General features: G+C 68.1%; 13 protein-coding genes and 1 CRISPR repeat array. Of the genes, 1 reads left to right on the forward strand and 12 read right to left on the reverse strand.

Annotated elements, in window-relative coordinates; translation table 11 throughout:
• Positions 1-9 precede the first annotated feature (9 nt).
• The 11 genes from E5F05_RS16220 to E5F05_RS22120 all read right to left on the reverse strand — a co-directional run bounded on the left by E5F05_RS16220 (position 10) and on the right by E5F05_RS22120 (position 12150).
• Positions 10-1242 (reverse strand): M20 family metallopeptidase, encoded by a 1233-nt coding sequence (locus E5F05_RS16220; RefSeq protein WP_241687194.1) that lies wholly within the window; start codon positions 1240-1242, stop codon positions 10-12.
• A 263-nt stretch (positions 1243-1505) separates the two neighbouring features.
• The gene (locus tag E5F05_RS16225; RefSeq protein WP_129119682.1) at positions 1506-2777 is read right to left on the reverse strand and encodes a Zn-dependent hydrolase; all 1272 of its coding nucleotides are present in this window, start codon (positions 2775-2777) and stop codon (positions 1506-1508) included.
• Positions 2774-3856 (reverse strand): ABC transporter substrate-binding protein, encoded by a 1083-nt coding sequence (locus E5F05_RS16230; RefSeq protein ID WP_129119683.1) that lies wholly within the window; start codon positions 3854-3856, stop codon positions 2774-2776. The genes E5F05_RS16225 and E5F05_RS16230 overlap by 4 nt, the downstream gene beginning before the upstream one ends.
• 122 nt (positions 3857-3978) lie before the next feature.
• Positions 3979-4917 (reverse strand): ABC transporter permease, encoded by a 939-nt coding sequence (locus tag E5F05_RS16235; protein ID WP_244944499.1) that lies wholly within the window; start codon positions 4915-4917, stop codon positions 3979-3981.
• Positions 4918-4931: 14 nt separating this feature from the next.
• Positions 4932-5816 carry an ABC transporter permease gene (locus E5F05_RS16240; RefSeq protein WP_241687195.1) on the reverse strand — a complete coding sequence of 295 codons (885 nt, stop codon included), beginning with the start codon at positions 5814-5816 and terminating at the stop codon, positions 4932-4934.
• Positions 5813-6622: an ABC transporter ATP-binding protein gene (locus E5F05_RS16245; RefSeq protein WP_241687196.1), complete on the reverse strand. Its 810-nt coding sequence runs from the start codon at positions 6620-6622 to the stop codon at positions 5813-5815. Before E5F05_RS16245 ends, E5F05_RS16240 begins: the two co-directional genes overlap by 4 nt.
• Positions 6623-6881: 259 nt before the next feature.
• Positions 6882-8246: a dihydropyrimidinase gene (gene hydA, locus E5F05_RS16250; RefSeq protein WP_129119685.1), complete on the reverse strand. Its 1365-nt coding sequence runs from the start codon at positions 8244-8246 to the stop codon at positions 6882-6884.
• Positions 8247-8273: 27 nt separating this feature from the next.
• Positions 8274-8957 (reverse strand): DUF7019 family protein, encoded by a 684-nt coding sequence (locus E5F05_RS16255; protein ID WP_129119686.1) that lies wholly within the window; start codon positions 8955-8957, stop codon positions 8274-8276.
• A gap of 10 nt (positions 8958-8967) precedes the next feature.
• Entirely contained in the window at positions 8968-10347 is a 1380-nt protein-coding gene (gene preA, locus E5F05_RS16260; protein WP_129119687.1) for an NAD-dependent dihydropyrimidine dehydrogenase subunit PreA, read from the reverse strand.
• Positions 10348-10380: 33 nt separating this feature from the next.
• The gene (locus tag E5F05_RS16265) at positions 10381-11736 is read right to left on the reverse strand and encodes an NAD(P)-dependent oxidoreductase (RefSeq protein ID WP_129119688.1); all 1356 of its coding nucleotides are present in this window, start codon (positions 11734-11736) and stop codon (positions 10381-10383) included.
• A gap of 123 nt (positions 11737-11859) precedes the next feature.
• The gene (locus tag E5F05_RS22120; RefSeq protein ID WP_368773370.1) at positions 11860-12150 is read right to left on the reverse strand and encodes a VOC family protein; all 291 of its coding nucleotides are present in this window, start codon (positions 12148-12150) and stop codon (positions 11860-11862) included.
• 207 nt (positions 12151-12357) lie between these two features.
• Between E5F05_RS22120 and E5F05_RS16275 the strand changes: the two genes are divergently transcribed.
• Complete coding sequence (locus tag E5F05_RS16275; protein WP_241687197.1) at positions 12358-13620, forward strand: MFS transporter; 1263 nt, start codon at positions 12358-12360, stop codon at positions 13618-13620.
• A 287-nt stretch (positions 13621-13907) separates the two neighbouring features.
• A CRISPR array of direct repeats spans positions 13908-14790; the repeat unit is 29 nt; unit sequence CGGTTCATCCCCACACCTGTGGGGAACAC.
• Positions 14791-14894: 104 nt separating this feature from the next.
• On the opposite strand, the gene cas3 is transcribed toward E5F05_RS16275, so the two are convergent.
• Positions 14895-17837 carry a CRISPR-associated helicase Cas3' gene (cas3, locus tag E5F05_RS16280; protein WP_129119689.1) on the reverse strand — a complete coding sequence of 981 codons (2943 nt, stop codon included), beginning with the start codon at positions 17835-17837 and terminating at the stop codon, positions 14895-14897.
• Positions 17838-18000: the final 163 nt, after the last annotated feature.

Consider the following 18000-nt stretch of genomic DNA (forward strand, 5'->3'; position numbering starts at 1 on the left):
GAGTTGGGATCATCGGTCTTCCTCCCTTTCCAGAAACAAGGTGGCCGCTGCCGCGTAGGTTCTGGCGGCCCGGATCAGGTCCTGAACCTCCACATACTCGTCGATCTGGTGCGGAATGTCACGCCGCCCCGGCCCGCACGTCACGATCGGAAGACCCGCCCAGGCATGCAGGAAGGTGCCATCGGTGGCGCCCGGCACGCCGCCGTAGCGCACCGGAAACCCCAGCAACTCGGTCGCACGGGCCAGAGCTTGCACCACGGCGGCCTCCGGGGGCGTCTCGGTGGCGGGGCGGTCCTCGAACACGTTCATGGTCACTTGCATACCCTCGTCGAGACACTCCTCCGCCAGACGCAGCAGCGCGGCCTGCAAGGCGGCGTGGTCCGTGGCTGGCACCGTCCGCACGTCCAGGCCCACGGTGCAGAGTTCGGGAATCACGTTGTTCTGCCCTTCGCCCGCGCTCGCCTGCATGACGGTGGGCGTGACGTACACGTCGCCCAACTGTGGATGACGCTCGCCAGCGTACGCCGCCTGCACCTCGGGGAGCCGCGCCACGAACTGGGCGGCGGCGGGCAGCGGATTAAGACCGGCATAGGGCATCGCGCCGTGCGCCATGCGTCCCCGGAAATGCAGCCAGATACGCAGCGCCCCCTTTTGCCACAGGCAGAGTTCGTGTTCTTCGGGTTCGCAGATGATCGCCCCGGCAAAGCCCGCCGCGTACCCTCCCCGCACGAACGCCTTGACGCCGAGCATCAGGCCTTCCTCATCACACAGGATGGCGAGGCGCAGCCGCCGTGAAGAGCGCGGCAGCACCCGGCTCACCGCCACCGCCGCCGCGACCGCGCAGGCCACGCCGCCTTTCATATCCGCGCTCCCGCGCCCGTGGAGGACGCCGCCTTCCACGCGCCCCTCGAAGGGGGGAACCCGCCACAGCGCCGGGTCACCGCTCGCCACCACGTCCGTGTGCCCTTCGAGGATCAGCCCGCCTTCCCCCTCGCCCCAGTCGGCGATCAGGTTGGGGCGTCCGGGGGCCACCTCCTGCCAGGTGGTCTGAAAGCCCTGCGCCCGCAACACTTCCTCAAGGAGCCGGGCGGCCACCTCTTCACCGGGGTGGGGCGCCTGACTGTCGACGGCCACCAGACGCGCCGCCAGGTCGATCAGAAAAGCCTCGTCCATAGCGGCAGCGGCACGCAGGGCCAGCACCTCCGGGTGGGAAGACGGGGAGACGGAAACCGGCGAAGACATGGACGCTCCTCTCAGATGAAGCCCGACTTGAAGGTTGAATGGCATTATCCTCAGCCACTTCAAACAACTCAATGGACACTGTGTACAAAAGCCCGACATGGGAGGCAGCCTCTGCTGGTCTGCCCCCCGAGAATTGGACAAAGCTGACTGGAAATTATCGGCTCGCCCTGGCGGGGAAAGGGAGCTTCCCCTTCCCGCGACCAGAAAGCGAGGATGACTTGTGGAACATCAGCGCAGCAGAGGGGGTGATCCCCGCCCAACCCTCACCCGCCCTGAATCCACGCCATCGCCCGGTCCGTCAGCCGGTCCAGCGCCACCACGCTCAGCTCAAGGTGTTCCTCCAGTGTGTCCTCAATCCTGTTGTGGCTGATGCCCCGCAGGCTCTGGACGAAGAGCATCACGGTGGGTACCCCCGCGCGGGCCACCTCCGCCGCGTCGTGCAGCGGGCCGCTGGGGAGGCGGTGGCTCGTCGGCACCGTCTCCAGGATGGCCGCCTCCGCCGCGCCGATCAGGTCGGGGTCGAAGGGGATGGGTTCGATGTTCCACAGCCTCCCGACTTCGACGGTGCAGCCGCCCTCCTGGGCGAACCGCCCGGCCGCCTCCTGCGCGTCCTGCCACATCGCTGCCAGTTTCCCGGCGTCCAGATGCCGCTGGTCAAGGGTGATCTCACACCGCTCCACTACGCTGGTGACGATGCCGGGCCAGGTCTTGACGCTGCCAATCGTGCAGACCCCGCCGTGCCGCTCCGCGATGGCGTAGATTTCCTGCCCCAGCCGCGCCGCCGCCAGGAAGGCGTCGCGCCGGACGTTCATCGGCGTGCTGCCCGAGTGCGCCGCCTGCCCGTGAAAGGTCAGGACGTGGCGCTCGACGCCCACCGTGCCGAGCACCGCGCCCAGCGGCAGGCCCAAACCCTCCAGCACCGGCCCCTGCTCGATGTGCAGTTCGAGGTAGGCGGCGGCGTTCTTCAATTCCTGCCGCGCCTGCTGGGCGTCTTCCAGCCGCACGCCCACCCCTGCGAGGGCGTCCGGCAGGCTCACCCCGTCCCGGTCGGTCAACTTCGACATCTCCGCCACGTCGAAATGGCCGCTCGCCGCGCTCGACCCGTACAGGGAACGGCCAAAGCGCGCCCCCTCCTCGTCGGCCCAGTCCACCAGGCGCAGGGTGACGGGCGGACGGCCCGCGTACTGGGCGCTCACGCGCCGCATTACCTCCAGCCCGGCCAGCACGTTGAGGGCACCGTCGAGCCAGCCGCCGTTCGGCACGCTGTCGAGGTGCCCGCCGATCAGGAGTTCGCGCCCCGACTCGCCCTTCAGTGTCGCCCACAGGTTCCCGGCGGGGTCCTGGTGAACCTCCACGGGAAGTTCGGCGAGGCGCTCTTTCAGAAATGCCCGCGCGCGCAGCCAGGGGTCGGTGAAGGCGACACGCTGGGCGCCCTGCTCGTCGCCGGTCAGCCGCCGCAACTCTTTAAGTTCGGCCACGGTGCGGGCGGGATTGAGTCCGGTCCGGGGCGCCGGGGCGACCTCTCCCCCACTCACCGCGGGGCCTTCTTCCCGGTCGCCGCCTCCCACACCGAGTACGTCACCGCCGCGGGGTCGGGGTCGGCCTTCAGGATGCCCAGGTTCCTCAGGAGCGCCACGTTGTTGCGGTACACGGCGGGGTCGAGGTAGCCCGCCATACCCCGGGTCGTCGGGCCAATGTTGTAGAGCTTGGCGACTTCGGCCATCTGCCAGGTCTGGTGGCCCCTGGCGTCGGCGCGGGTACCGCTCCCCTTGCAGGTGTTGCCACACAGCGGCAGGACGATGTTCACGGCCTCGGCCTGATGCTTCACCGCGTAGTCCCAGCCCTTCAGGCTCGCGCGCACCAGCCGGGCGGCGATCTGCTGGCCGCTCTGGCCGCTGCCCTTGAAGTTGGCCGTCTTGAGGGTGCGGTCGGTGGTGAACATCAGGTCTTCGAGGAGGTTGATCCCGTAGTCGGCGGCGCGGAAGATGCGCAGCTTGTCGAGGCTGTACCCCAGCCCCACGATCTGGTCGATCTCGTTGTAGGTCATGGCCGACACGAGGTCCACCTTGTCGGGGAACACGATGCTGGGGTCGAAGGGATAGGTCACCGCCTGCACGTCCGGGTTGCTGACGGTGCTGTCGAGGCTGGTCGTCAGCCCGTACTTCTTGAGGAGGGCCACCGCCGGGTACTCGTTGCCGCTGGGCCACACGCCCACCCGCTTGCCCTTGAAGTCCTGCGGCTTGGTGATGCCGCTGCTCTTCAGGGCCACGAGGGTATAGCCGCTCTTCTGGAAGATCTGCGCGATGTGGACCACCGGGATGCCCTGCGCCCGCGCGGTGAGCAGGTCGGTGATCCAGGTCGTCCCGAAATCGGCGGTCCCGGTCGCCACCGTCTGGATCGGCGACTGGTCCCCGGTGGGCAGGAACTGCACGTCCAGCCCCTCCGCCTTGTAGAAACCCTTCGCCTGCGCCACGAAGAAGCCCGCGAACTGCGCCTGCGGAAACCACTTGAGCTGCACCTTGACGGGCACCAGCTTCTGGGCCTGGGCACCGGGAGCCAGCAGGGCGGCGGCAAGCGCGGCAGTCACGGCAACGGTCAGCTTGGAATGCTTCATGTGTTCCTCCGGGGGGAGAAGAAATGCGAGTTGTTTTCTTTTGCCCCTCCCCCTTGAGGGGGGAGGCCGGGTGGGAGTGAACGGGCCGGACATCCAAGAAAAACGGTTCTTCCAACAGTCCTTCACGAGTTCTGAGACACCGGCGCAAACCGCCGCTCCAGCACACTGATCAGCCCGAAGAACGCCAGCCCCACCACGCTCGCCAGCACGATGGCCGCCCACACGACGGCGAGATTGAAGCGCCCGACCTCGATCTGGATGCGGAAACCCAGCCCGTGCCCGTTCGTGCCGAAGAATTCCGCCACGATGGCCGAGATCAGGGCGAGGGTGCTGCCCACCTTGAGGGCGTTGAAGACGAAGGGCAGCGCCGTCGGCACCCGGACGTTGCGGAAGGTCTGCGCCGGGCTGGCCGCGTAGGTGTGCAGCAGGTCGAGGTGCAGGGGCTGGGCCGCCTGAAGCCCGCGCACCGCATTCACGACCACCGGAAACAGCACCGTGATCGCCACGACGACCGCCTTGCTGGGCCACTCCAGCCCCAGCGCCTTCACCACCACCGGGGCGAGCGCCACGATGGGCACGGAGCTGAACAGCGCCGCGTAGGGCAGCGCTCCGCGTTCGAGGAAGCGGAAGCGCACCACCAGCAGCGCCAGCGCCAGCCCCAGGACGGTCCCCGCCAGGAAGCCCAGCAGTGCCTCCAGCACGAAGGTGTAAAAGGTGTCGAGCAGGAGCACCGTTCGGGCCTCCCACAGCGCGGTGAGGACGCGGCTGGGGGTGGGGATCAGGCCCGCCGGGACCCCGTAGGCGCGCAGCAGAACCTCCACGCCGAGCACGGTCAGCAGCAGCGTGAAGGCGGCGGGCAGGACCCGCGCGGCCCGGCCTTCTCCCCGCGCCGCCGAGTGGATGCCGAGGACGCCCAGGAGCAGCAGCGCCAGCACCCCCAGCAGCCAGGGGAGCGGGCGGCCAGGCGCCGCCCCCTGCCGGGAGAGCGCGACGGCGAGGCCCAGCAGGCCGAGGGTACTCAAGGCCAGCGGCAGCGCCGCGCCCAGCCCAGGGCGGCGCACGGCCCCGCGCCACGTCACCGCCCCGCTCGCCACGGCGTCACCACCCGCTCGAGGAGGCCCACCAGGGCGACCAGCGCCACACCCAGCGCCGCGCCGTAGCCCATGATGACCCACAGCGCGATGGTGTCGGACGCCCGCGAGTTCTCGGCCAGCATCTTGCCCAGACCGGAAAAGGAGATCGTGCTGATCTCGGCCACGATGCTGCCCACCAGCGCCGCCGTCACCGCCACCTTGAGCGCCGTGAAGAGGTACGGCAGGCTGGCGGGCAGCCGGAGCTGGAAGAACACCCGCCCCGGCGACGCGCTGTACGTCCGCATGAGGTCCAGTTGCAGCGCGTCCGGGCTTCGCAATCCCCGGCTCATGCCCACCGCGACGGGAAAGAAGGCGATATACGCCGCGATCAGCGCCTTGGGCACGAACCCCTGCACCCCGTACTGCCCCAGCAGCACCGCCAGCATGGGCGCGATGGCGACGATGGGCACCGTCTGCGACGCGACCAGCCAGGGCAGGGTGGCCCGCTCGAAGGACCGACTCAGCACCAGCAGCGCCGCCAGAATCAACCCCAGCCCGGTCGCCAGAACGAGTCCCAGCAACGTCTCCCCGCCCGTCACGACGGCGTTGTAGGGCGCGGAGGTGGGGGCCGTGGGCGGCACGCTGAGGGAGCGGAATCCTTGCACGAGCTGACCCGGCGCGGGCAGCACCGGGTTTCTAAGCTGAGTCGCACAGGCAATTGCCGTCGGGCACCCCAGGTCTGCCCCACTCGCCAGCGCCCGCGACGCCGGGCCGACATTCGCCCACAGCATCAGGGGGAGGTAGAGCAGGATGGCGACCACCAGCACCGCCAGCATCGGGAGGAGGGGGGACGCGGCGAGCCTTCCTCGCCTGGGTGCGGCGGTCATGCGTGCCCTTTCCTGAGCAGTTCCCGTACCTGGGTCATCCGCTCGAAGAAGCGCGGTAATTCTCGGGTGTCGTCGCCCCGGGGCTGCGGCAGGTCGATGTCCACCACCCCCTCAATCTTGCCGGGGCGGGCGGTCATGACCACGACCCGCGTGCTGAGGAACACCGCCTCACCGATGCTGTGCGTCACGAAGATGACGGTCTTGCCCGTCTCGCGCCACAGCCGCAGCAGTTCGAGGTTCAGGTGCTCGCGCGTGATCTCGTCGAGCGCCCCGAAAGGCTCGTCCATAAAGAGCAGCGGTGGGTCGAAGGCGAGCGCGCGGGCGATGCTCACCCGCTGCTGCATCCCGCCCGAAAGCTGCCAGGGGTAGCGCCGCTCGGAGCCTGCCAGCCCCACGAGCTTCAGCATCTCGCGGGCGCGGGCCGCCCGGTCGCCGGGCACGTTCATCACCTCCAGCGGCAGCAGGACATTGCTCAGCACCGTGCGCCACTCCAGGAGTGCCGGGGCCTGAAAGACGTAGCCGTACTGCCGCTCCCGCCGCGCCTGCCCCGGCGGCTGTCCCCCGATCAGGATGGTCCCGGCGGTCGGTTGCACGAGGTCCGCCAGCAGCCGCAGCAGCGTCGTCTTGCCGCACCCCGAGGGTCCGATCAGGCTGATGAACTCCCCGCGCCCGATGGTGAGGTTCGCGTCCTGAAGGGCGACCGTCTGCCCGCCCGGATGCGGAAAGACCATTTGAAGGGCACGGACGGCGACGATGGGGTCAGAGGAGGGAGGGTGAACGGCCTGGGAAGTGAACACTTGTGTCACGGGGCGGCTCCTCTGGGGAAAGGCTTCAGGGATTTGTCTTTTCTCCCCCTCCCCTGGTGGGACTCGTAGCGCCGCTTGCGGAGAGGGTTGGGGCGAGGGGCGTGTGACCGGCTTCCGCGCTCTCAAGATGGCCTGCCTCATCTACTCGCCGCGCCACGGGTCGTTTGCGTTCACCCCTTCTGCTGCGCAGCTCTACGAGTCCCAGCCTCCCCCCTCTCCTGCGGAGCTGTGCCAGCCAAGGGGGAGGAGCTATAAAGCCTCACCGCCGCAGCAGTTGCCCCCGTCCAGGGTCCCCGACGAATTGCCCGCCCTCCACCGCCACCTCGCCGCGCACCGTCACCACGTCGGGGCGCCCCTCGATCTCCCAGCCCTCGAAGCCGCTGTAGTCGTTGTTCATGTGGCTCGTCGCCGCCGAGATGTGGCCCCGGTAGGCGGGGTCGTAGATCACCAGATCGGCGTCGCTCCCCACCTCGATGGTCCCCTTGCGCGGGTAGAGGCCGAAGAGCTTCGCCGCCCGGGTGCTCGCCGCGTCCACGAAGCGCGTCAGGCTCAATTCCCCCCGCTTGACGCCATAGGTGTAGAGCAGGTTCACCCGGTCCTCGATGGCGGGGATGCCGTTGGGAATCCGCGTGAAGTCGCCCTCCCCCATCGCCTTCTGGCTCAGATCGAAGGGGCAGTGGTCGGTCGCCACCGTGTCGATGTCGCCCCGCGCGAGGGCGTCCCACAAGGGAGCCTGGTTGCGTCTGTCACGGAGCGGCGGACTCATCACGTACTTCGCGCCCTCCACCCCGGGCCGCTCGGCGCAGGTCTTGTCGAGGAGCAGGTGGGGAATGACGACCTCGATGTGGAGGTTCACCCCGCGCCCCCTGGCCTCTAACGCCGCTTCCAACGCCCGCAGGTTGGAGAGGTGGACCACGTACCCCTCGGCCCCGGTCATCTCCAGAAAGGCGGCGAAGTGGGCGGTGCCCTCGGCCTCCACTCCCTCCGGGCGGCTCGGCTCGTGCCATTCGGGGCCAGTCCTGCCCTCCGCGAGCAGCTTGCGCTGGAGTTCCGCCACCAGATCGGCGTTCTCACAGTGGGCCGTGACGATCACGCCGAGTTCCCTCGCCAGCTTCAGCGTCTGGTAGAGCGCGTGATCGTCGATGCCAAAGGCGCCCTTGTAGGCCAGGAACACCTTGAAGGACTTCATGCCCTGCGCCACCAGCTCGCGCAGGGTGGCCTCGGTTTCATCGTCCCAGCGCGTTACGCCCAGGTGGAAGGTGTAGTCGCAGGCGCTGTGGCCCCCGGCCAGCCCGGTCCACCGCTCCCAGCCCTCCCGCAGCGGCTCGCTCTGGGAGGGGACGAGCATCTCAATGTAGGTCGTCGTCCCGCCGATCAGGGCCGCCTGGCTCGCCGTTGTGTGGGTGTCCTTGGCGAAGGTACCCATGAAGGGCAGGTAGACGTGGACATGCGGGTCGATGAAGCCGGGGAAGACGTACTTGCCGCTCGCGTCGATGACGCGGGTGCCCTCGGGCGCGGTCAGCCCCTCCCCGATAGCGGTGATGGTTTCGCCCTCCACGAGGAGGTCGGCCTTATACTGCTTATCTGCCGTAACTATCTCGCCGTTCTTTATAAGTAGGGCCATACGTTAGCCTCCGCAAAAAGGGTCAATTCACCAAACTCCTACGTAGGCTACTGCCACCGGAGACGCCAGCAGAACATACACGCTCCCTTGTTCATTCACATATTTCTGTCGTTCAAAAATGTAGGAGGGGGGAATAATAGCCTCCATTCGAGTGGCTACCCTTTCATCGAATAGGAAGCTGTGCATTTGGGACAGTGATCCTTCGATGTCAACATCAGGTCTCCATTCCCCGACATGGTAATTTGGGTCTATCAGATGCCTCTCCTTCAAGAATTCCAAAATCTTTGGTCGGATTGTATGGACAAAGGAACCTCCCACTTTATGAGAATCCGCAGGCAAGCTCTCATAAGTCAGGTTTGATTCTGAGCCGAAAAGAATGATCTTGTCCCCCTCCTGCGTCTTTCCCAAAAACAGCGCGAAGCCTCCAAACTCATCTGTGTAGACACCGTCAAAACTCAACGCAAAAATGGAGTCAACCCGATTCTGGCGAATGGAGTCTAAGCCAAGATGTCTTTTTAGAGACTTCTCAAGTCTTAAAAGTCCTTCTCTTGTAGGGTTGTCCACTCTGTTTCCGCCCGGCTTGTAGTTAAACTCCAACAGAGCAGGAAGTTTAAAACTTAAATCACCAAACCCATGCATGAAATTCTCAAGCAAACTCGTCTTCGAAACGAGGGCTTCTACTTTCGATTTGGAAATGTACACATAGTTCATTCGTTTACCCTCAGTGAATCTCGATCCCCGCCTCCTCGCGGTACGCCTCCATCGCGCCCCACTCCTGGGTCACGGCGGGGCGGGTGGCGGTCAGCTCGTCCCAGGTGACGGACGGGCGCCCGCTGGGCACGCTGACCATCTCGATGCAGCCGTCCACCGGGCAGACGTTGGCGCACAGGGCACAGCCCACGCAGTCGGGTTCACGGATCACCGGGCGGGGGCGACCGTCCGCCACATGCTTGCCTCCGTCGCGGATGTCGAAGCCGGGGTTCACCCGCACGCCCTCCGGCGAGTACAGGTCGATGCACTGGTGGGCGGTGTCGTTGCAGGCCACGTAGCAGAGGTCGCAGCGGATGCACTTGTCGGGGTCGATACGCGCGACCGCCTGGTAGCCCAGGTCCAGCCCGCCGAAGCTGCTCATCTGCGGCAGGCTGCGGCCCGTCACCTCGGGGATGCTGGCAAAGCCCTTGTCGTCCATCCAGTTGCTCAGCCCGTCGATGAAGTCCTCCACGATGCGGTAGCCGTAATGCATCGCCGCCGTGCAGACCTGGAGGGCCGAGGCGCCCAGCAACAGGAACTCGGCGGCGTCGCGCCAGGTCTGGATGCCGCCCATACCGCAGATCGGCACGCCGCTTTTCCGCACGGTGGGATCGCACATCAGCTCGCTGAGCATGTGCAGCGCGATGGGCTTGACCGCCGGACCCGCGTACCCGCCGTGGGTGGCCTGCCCGCCGATGCTGGGAGTCACCAGCAGCGTGTCGAGGTCCACCTTCATCACGCTGTTGATGGTGTTGATGAGCGAGAGCGCGTGTGCCCCCCCCGCCAGCGCCGCGTGCGCCGGGTCGGTGATGCGGGTGACGTTGGGCGTGAGCTTCACGATAACGGGGAGGCGGGTCACGCTCGTCACCCAGTAGGTGTTGAGCTGGCACATCTCGGGCACCTGGCCCACCGCCGCGCCCATGCCGCGCTCGCTCATGCCCTGTGGGCAGCCGTAGTTCAGCTCGATGCCGTCTGCCCCGGTGTCCTCGATCTGCATGACGATCTCGCGCCAGGCCGCAGGGTCGGCGTCCACCATCGCCGAGACGATCAGCGCCCGGTCGGGCCACAGCCGCTTGATCTCGGCGATCTCGCGCAGGTTCACCTCCAGCGGGCGGTCGGAGATCAGCTCGACATTGTTGATAGCAAGGAGGCGCTGCCCGCCCAGGGTCAGGCCGCCGTAGCGGTTGGAGATGTTGAGTACGGGAGCGCCGATGGTCTTCCACACCGCCCCGCCCCAGCCGTACTCGAAAGCGCGGTGAATCTGTGCCCCGCTGTTCGTCGGCGGCGCGGAGGCCAGCCAGAAGGGGTTGGGCGCCCGGATGCCCGCGAAGTTCACGGAAAGGTCAGCCATGATTCGCCTCCAGGGGAGAGGAGTGGGAGAGCGTCAGTCCGCCGCTGCGGGGGCGGCACCCAGCATGGCGTGGATGCTCGCCGCCGCCAGCTTGCCGTCCTGCACGGCCATCACGGTGCTCGCGCTGCCGCGCACGCGGATGCAGTCGCCGCCCGCGTAGACGCGGGGTTCGCTGGTTTGCAGGCCGTCGTCCACACAGATATAGCCCTTTTCGAGGGCGAGGCCGAGGTCCACCGCGAGGGCCGGTTTCTCCTGCCCGATGGCGGCGATCACGGTGTCGCAGGGAATGACGAACTCGCTGCCGGGTACGGGTTCCGGGCGGGGACGGCCCGAGGCGTCCGGGTGGCCCAGGCCCATCCGCACGCAGCGCAGGCCGATCACTCGGCCCCCCTCCACCTCCACTCCGATGGGCTGGGTCAGGAAGGTGAAGCCCACCCCCTCGTGCAGGGCGAACTCGTACTCGTGGCGGTAGGCGGTCATCTCGTTCTCGGTGCGGCGGTAGACGATCTCCACCTCGGCACCGTGCCGCCGTCCCACGGTCGCCGCGTCGATGGCGGTGTTGCCCGCCCCGATCACGACCACCCGCTGACCCAGGGCGAGCGGCCCCACCTTCAGTCGCCAGGGTTCCACCTTGCTGGCCTCGATGACCGCCAGCCCGTCGAGCACCGCCTCCTCACCGGGGACACCGAGGGCGGGCACCGCGCCGAGGCCGAGGGCGAGGAATACGGCGTCGTACTGGGAGAGCAGCACGTCCAGCCCCTCGCGGTCGGTCAACTCGACCCCGGTGCGGACCTCCACGCCGAGGTTTTGCACCGCCTCCACCTCGCGCAGCGACACCTCCACCGGCTCGCGCAGGCCGATGATCCCGTAGGTGCTCAGGCCGCCGCCGAGTTCGCGTTTCTCGAAGAGGGTCACCTGATGCCCCAGCTTGGCAAGTTCCGCGCTGGCGCTGATCCCCGCCGGGCCGCTGCCCACGACCGCCACGCTCCGCCCGGTGGGGGGCGAGGGGGTGAAGACCTGGAGGCCGCGATCAAAGATGTGATCGGTGGCGTACCGCTGGAGGCGCCCGATCTGGATAGGCTCGTGGTCCTTGCCCAGCACGCAGGCACCCTCGCACAGCTCCTGCACCGGGCAGACGCGGGCACAGGTGGCCCCCAGGAAGTTCGCCTCCAGAATGACGCGGCCCGACCCGCGCAGGTTTCCGGTCGAAATCTTGCGGATGAAGGTCGGGATGTCGATATGGGTGGGGCAGGCCTGCATGCACGGGGCGTCGTAGCAGTACAGGCAGCGGTTGGCCTCGGCGGTCGCCTCGTGGGCGGTGAGCGGAGGCAGGGCCTCCTGAAAGTGATACACCTCGGACTCGGGGACGACTGGACTCGAACGTTCCATGACGGACCTCGCTTCTCTGGAGGCGGGTCGGTTCGTGCCCTCACCGGAGCCGACTTAACCGAAACTTGATGAATTCTTACTCTAAGGCCGGATATACACTGCGTCAAGTTCTTGACCGGCGAGTCAGGTCGGTGCGCGGAGAAGAGAACAGAGATGGTGGTGAGGGCGGCCAGAAGCTGATCTGTCGGAATGCGGAAGCGCTATAAAAGCGAGCTTGCTGTGGGCACCGGCGACATCCGTCGTCTCGGCCAGCAACGAACCGCTCCCTTCCGCCGTTCCCTCCAACGTGAAACCGAGTACCTGCTGCCAGAAGTTGGTGGCGTGCTGCAAGTCGCTTACGGTGAGTCCGATATGGGCGATGGCCTGGACACTTAGGGACTTCGTATTCTCTATTTGGCATGTCGGGCAGGGCACGTTCCCAATGCCTCATCCTCAGGAGTTGCAGCATGACCAGTGCCATCTGCAATGCGGGCCAGCGGCCGCGCCCGTAGCTTTCCTTTCCCCACCGTGAAGCAGGCACCCCTCCCCACAGCCTGGGCATTGACCGAACAAACGACCACCAGGCAGGACCCTACACTCGGCAGATGTTCGTTGTGTCTCGACCCCTGGGAGTTCGCGCACGTGTCTGACGCGGCCCTCTCCTCCCCCGCTTCCAGCCGCGCCGTGCTGCGCCTGCCCGAGTTCCGGGCCATGCTGCTCGCCACCGTCTGTAGCACCCTGGCGGGCCGCGCCGTCGCGCTCACGGTGGCCTATCAGCTCTATCAGCTCACCAAGAGTCCGCTCACCCTGGGCATTCTGGGACTGGTCGAGGCCATTCCGGCCCTGAGTCTCGCGCTGCTGGGCGGTGTGGTGGCCGACCGGAACGACCGTCGCCGCATCCTGCTGATCACCACCGGCGTGGAAGTGGCCTGCTCACTGCTGTTCTTCCTGTACGCGCCGCACGCCCCGGCGCTGGGGTACGGGCCAATTCTGGCGCTGATCTTCCTGCTGGGCACCGCCCGCGGCTTTTCCGACCCGGCGCTGCCCGCCTTCGAGGCGCAGGTCGTTCCCCGCGAGCTGCTGCTGCGCGCCTCGGCCTGGCAGTCGAGCGCCTGGCAGGCGGCGGCTATCGCAGGTCCGGCACTGGGGGGCGTGCTGTACGCAGCAGTGGGGGCACGCGGCTCTTACCTCTTTGCTGCGGGGCTGTACGGGTTGGCGCTGGCCTGCCTCGCCTCCGTCAAGGCCAAGCCGCGTCCGGCGTTCACCCCCGGCGAGCCGGTGTGGAGAAGCGTGAAGGAGGGTCTGGCCTTTGTAGTGCAGCGGCAGGTGCTGGTGGGCAGCATGGCGCTGGACCTCTTCAGCGTGTTGTTCGGGGGCGCGGTGGCGCTCCTGCCGGTCTTTGCCTCCGACATCCTGCGGGTGGGGCCGCAGGGGCTGGGGGTGCTGGTCGCCGCCCCCAGCATCGGGGCACTGGCCGTGATGCTGTATGCCACCCGCCACCCACCGGGGCAGGGCGCCGGGCGCACGCTGCTGCTGGCGGTGGCGGGCTTCGGGGTGTGCATGTTGGTGTTCGGGCTGTCACGCCACTTCTACCTCAGCGTGGCGGCGCTGGTGGCGGCGGGGCTGTTCGACGGCATCAGCATGGTGGTGCGCAAGGCGACGCTGCGGCTGAAGGCGCCCGACCACATGCGCGGGCGGGTGAGCGCGGTGAGCAGCATGTTCATCGGGGCCAGCAACGAACTGGGCGCCTTCGAGAGCGGGCTGGCCGCGAGCTGGCTGGGCACCGCGCGCAGCGTGTGGCTGGGCGGCATCGTCACCCTGCTGGTGGTGGGCGTGACGGCGTACCTCGCTCCGGAGCTGCGGGCGATGGACCTCACCGATATCGCAGAGGACCGACCAGGATGACGGGGCAGGGCGAGCCTCAAGGGTACGTTTGGACGGAAGAGGAGCTGCTCAGGCACGGGCTGCTGTAATGGTACGAGGCCTGGGTCAGGGCACGGCTCGAACAGGGGTACACGCGGGCGCAGTTGGCTGCCGAGTCATGCCGAGCGGGCAGTGACGGCCTACCTGCTCCTGTGCCAGGTTGAAGCGCTCCACCGGGTCACGCGGCTTCCACGGATCGAAGGCGACCAGCAGCGGCCCCACACCTGTGGGGAACACTGGGCAGCGTCCTCGCGGCCCTGCAAGGCATCCGGTTCATCCCCACACCTGTGGGGAACACGTCGGCGCTCACGGCCAGGTTCTGCGCGACAACGGTTCATCCCCACACCTGTGGGGAACACACGTCCCGCACGGCGGTGATGACGGGCTTGGCCGGTTCATCCCCACACCTGTGGGGAACACGGATTAATTCCCTGGTCAAGCGGATTGCCCCACGGTTCATCCCCACACCTGTGGGGAACACGGCCCAGGCGGAAGGGGGTGCCCTGTGAGCGCCGGTTCATCCCCACACCTGTGGGGAACACGTATGCCGTGGCGGTATTGCAACTGGCGACAGCGGTTCATCCCCACACCTGTGGGGAACACATCCATGCCGCCGTGGCGCTGGGGGCGCCGCCCGGTTCATCCCCACACCTGTGGGGAACACCCCAGTTGGAAGCGGGGGAGACGTACTCCAGTCGGTTCATCCCCACACCTGTGGGGAACACCGAACACCGGGCCAAAGGACACCGATATGGGACGGTTCATCCCCACACCTGTGGGGAACACGGCCTGAGCGTGCCCGTTCGCGTTGACCTGGACGGTTCATCCCCACACCTGTGGGGAACACACCCCGACACCTACCCCGACGAGTACGCGCGGCGGTTCATCCCCACACCTGTGGGGAACACGTCTTAATGAATGGGGAAATAGGGCAGCGGGGCGGTTCATCCCCACACCTGTGGGGAACACGTCGCTCCTGGGGACCGGGCGGGTGAAACCTGCGGTTCATCCCCACACCTGTGGGGAACACGTTTTTGGTACGCTTCAAGGGAGCCTCCCTCGCGGTTCATCCCCACACCTGTGGGGAACACTCCTTGACGGCCTGACCGTGCTGGACACGCAAAGGTTCATCCCCACACCTGTGGGGAACACACTTCAGAAACACAAGGTCGCCCGCTTCTCACCCTGCCGCAAGTCCCTCCACACGGTCTGGAATTGGCTTACATTTTCATGCGGCGCGGGGGACAGACCCCGACTCAGTCTAGCCGCTCATAGGTCAGGCCGAGTTCCGGGTCAAGGCGGACGCGAGTGTTTCCCAGCGTGGCCTCGCCATTCACAAGCACCAGCGGTTGGACGTCGCGCAGGAGGGGATGGGCGGCCCAGCCGACGTGCGCCGTGCCGAGCCTGACGCCGTGCCGGTCGTGGTGCGCGCCCATGTGGCGCAGGAGGTCGTGCCGGGACACCTGGAGGCTGCGGGCATACACCGCACGGGCCGTGTCCCAGTCGTCTTTTCTGAGGGTGACGGTTTGTGCGGGGTGGTTCGCACATTCATCCAGGAACAGGCCGCGCTGGATGCAATGGACCGGCACGATCCGCAAGTTCTCCTCGCCCAGCCGCGTGCCGTGGCGCGGGCCTTCCGGGGTGGGGTCCGCGTCGTCGTGGGTAGGTTCTCCGTCGGGATCGCCTTCACCCGGGGGCGGCGCCAGGTCGAGCAGGGCCTCGGGCGTGCCGATGTGGGCGAAGGCGCCGGTCAGGGCGTCGTTGCGGCGCCGGTGCGCGAGTTGGAGGTCGGCGCGCTCCAAGGCCGTCTGCTGCGCCGCGTCCAGGCCCACAAGCAGCGGGGAGGTGGGGTCATAGACTGTCTGCACCAGGGGGTCGAGGTCGTCCGGCAGTATCAGGTGCGGGCGGTCCTGGAGGGCGTGCCAGGTGCGGTACATCAGGGCTGGCTCGTACACGTACTTCCAGTGGTACTCGGTCAGGGCCGCTTCGGGCCAGCCGTCCAGACCCGCGACGTACAGCATAGGCGTCTCGTGCGCGCCGCGGCGGCCCGTGTTGTCGGCATGCCGGTGCAGCCGCCCGGCACGCTGAAGCAGCAGGTCCACGGGGGCCAGGTCGCTGAGCATCACGTCGGCATCGAAGTCCAGGCTCTGCTCGGCCACCTGGGTGGCGATCAGGATGAAGCGCTCGGGGCGAACGTCGCCGACGTGTTCCCGACCGTTCTTGACGTAGCGGGCCGGTTGCTTGCCCAGGTAGCGCAAGACCCGTTCTTCGCGCTGGGCGCGGTCGTCGGCCGGGTAGCGGGCGTGGTAGAGATGCACGCCAACGCGCCCGGGGTGTTTGCTCGCCTGGCACATGCTCTGAAAGCGCCCGCCCAACTGCGCCCGCACCTCCCGCAGTATGTCCTGCGCGCGCTGCACCGTGTTCACGATGACGGCCACGGTGCCGCCCGCCTCGGCCAGCGCCACGGCCTGCCGGGCCAGAGCGGCCGGATCGGGGGCAGTGGCCCGGAGGGTGAGGGTCGTGCGGCGGCGTGGGCCGGGGACGTGACGGCTCCCGGCCTTCGTGTCGCCGCCGCGGGCCACGGTCAGGCGTGGATAGGTCGGGGCGGGGTCGGGCGTGGCCCCCCAGGCGTCCAGCAGGTCGCGGCGCGTCTGCGCGGGCAGGGTGGCGCTCATGATGATCACGCTCGAATCCAGGGCGCGCAGCCAGCGGCACAGGGCGTAAATCAGTTGCGTCGTGTACGTGTCGTAGGCATGCACCTCGTCCAGCACGACCACGCGGTTGCCCAGGCCCCACAACCGCACGAACTGGTGCTTCACCCCCAGAACGCCCAGCAGGGCCTGGTCCACGGTGCCCACCCCGTACTCGCTCAGCAGGGCACGTTTGCGGTGGCTGAACCATTCGGCGGCCCCCACACTGCCCCCCGGGCCGTCCGCGTCCAAGGCGTGGGGGGCAGCCCGGCCCGCCTCCGCCACGTTGGGCGTCACCGGCAGGGCCTGCTGGGCCGGGGGACGGGCCTGCGCGCGGGAGGCCCCGGCCAGGTGCGCCTGATAGGTGTCATTCAGGGCCGCGCCGCCGTGCAGCAACTGTAAATCCACCGTAATGGGGCCTGAGCGGGCACGAGCCTGCTCGCCCAGGAACGTCAGCAGGCGCGTGTACATCGCGTTGCCGGTCGCCTGGGTGGGCAGGGCCACGTACAGGCCCCGGTGCCCGGCCGCGTTCTGGAGTTGCAGGTAGCTGTACAGGGCCCCCTCGGTCTTGCCCTCGCCCATCGGGGCCTCCACCAGCACCAGCGCCGGGCGGGGGTCGTCCGCGTTCAGCAGGTCGGCCAGCAGCGTCTGGAGGGGCCGCGCCCGGAACCCGGGGAGGTAGGCAAAGGTTTCGTCCACGCTGCCCGGATCAGGATTCAGGGGCTGGCGAACGGTCCAGCCGAGGGCGTCCAGCGCGCTACGCGCCCGTTCGGCAGCCTCCTGCACGTACCCGGCCGGGTCAGCGAAGGCCAGCGGGTCGGGCGTGGGGGCCAGAGGAAAAGAGCTGCCGATCCAGTCGGCGAAGCTGGTCAGGCCCGCCAGGCGCATAAAGGCCGCGCCGGTCAGGGCCGTCACGGGTGGGGGCGCCGCGTCTTCCAGGCCAAAGCCCTTCAGCACCAGCTCCAGCAGTTCGGCCTGCACCGCCGCCCATCCGGGACCGGTGCCCCGGTCATGGGCCGGAGGGGTGGGGGCACGGAAGCCGTGGTGGCAGCCCAGGGCGTCGGCCACGCCGCGCGCCAGCGGGCCGGGCCAGCCGCGCGCCGTCAGCAGGCCGGGCAGCAGGTTCTGGGTGACCAGGCCGTGGGGCGTGGCGGGTTTGTGCGCGGGCACGCTCAGGTGGGAAGCGAGGCGCGCGGCCCCCTCGGGCCAGAGGTGCTGAAAGGCGGGGCTGGCCTTGCCCAGGTCATGCAGGGCGGCCAGGGCACAGGTCCAGCGCAGGGCCGTGGCCTGATCCGCAGCGGAATCCGCGCCGAGGTCCGCCGCGAGCAGGGCGCGGGTGCGGGCAGGCTCGCGCTCCAGGATGGCCTGCGCGCAGGCGCCCACATCCAGGAGGTGGTGCAGCACCGGCAGCCAGCCCGTCTGGGCGCCGTCCTGATGGGCCGACTTCTGGCCGCTCTTGGCCCACAGCAACGGCACCGCCGCGCTGACCGGGGTAGGGGGTGGGGTCATGGTGCCCAGCGTAAGGCGGCGGGACGGGGGGGCCGTGCCGACTTTTGGCTCACTGAACCGGACGACGCGTTTGGACGCCTGGGGCGCGCACGCTGCACCTGTCGCCGCAAACGCTGCCCCTGAGCGCGTTTGGACGGGGTAGGCCCGCGCCTGCGCCCACGCG

It is taken from the genome of Deinococcus metallilatus, from assembly GCF_004758605.1.
Taxonomy (GTDB): domain Bacteria; phylum Deinococcota; class Deinococci; order Deinococcales; family Deinococcaceae; genus Deinococcus; species Deinococcus metallilatus.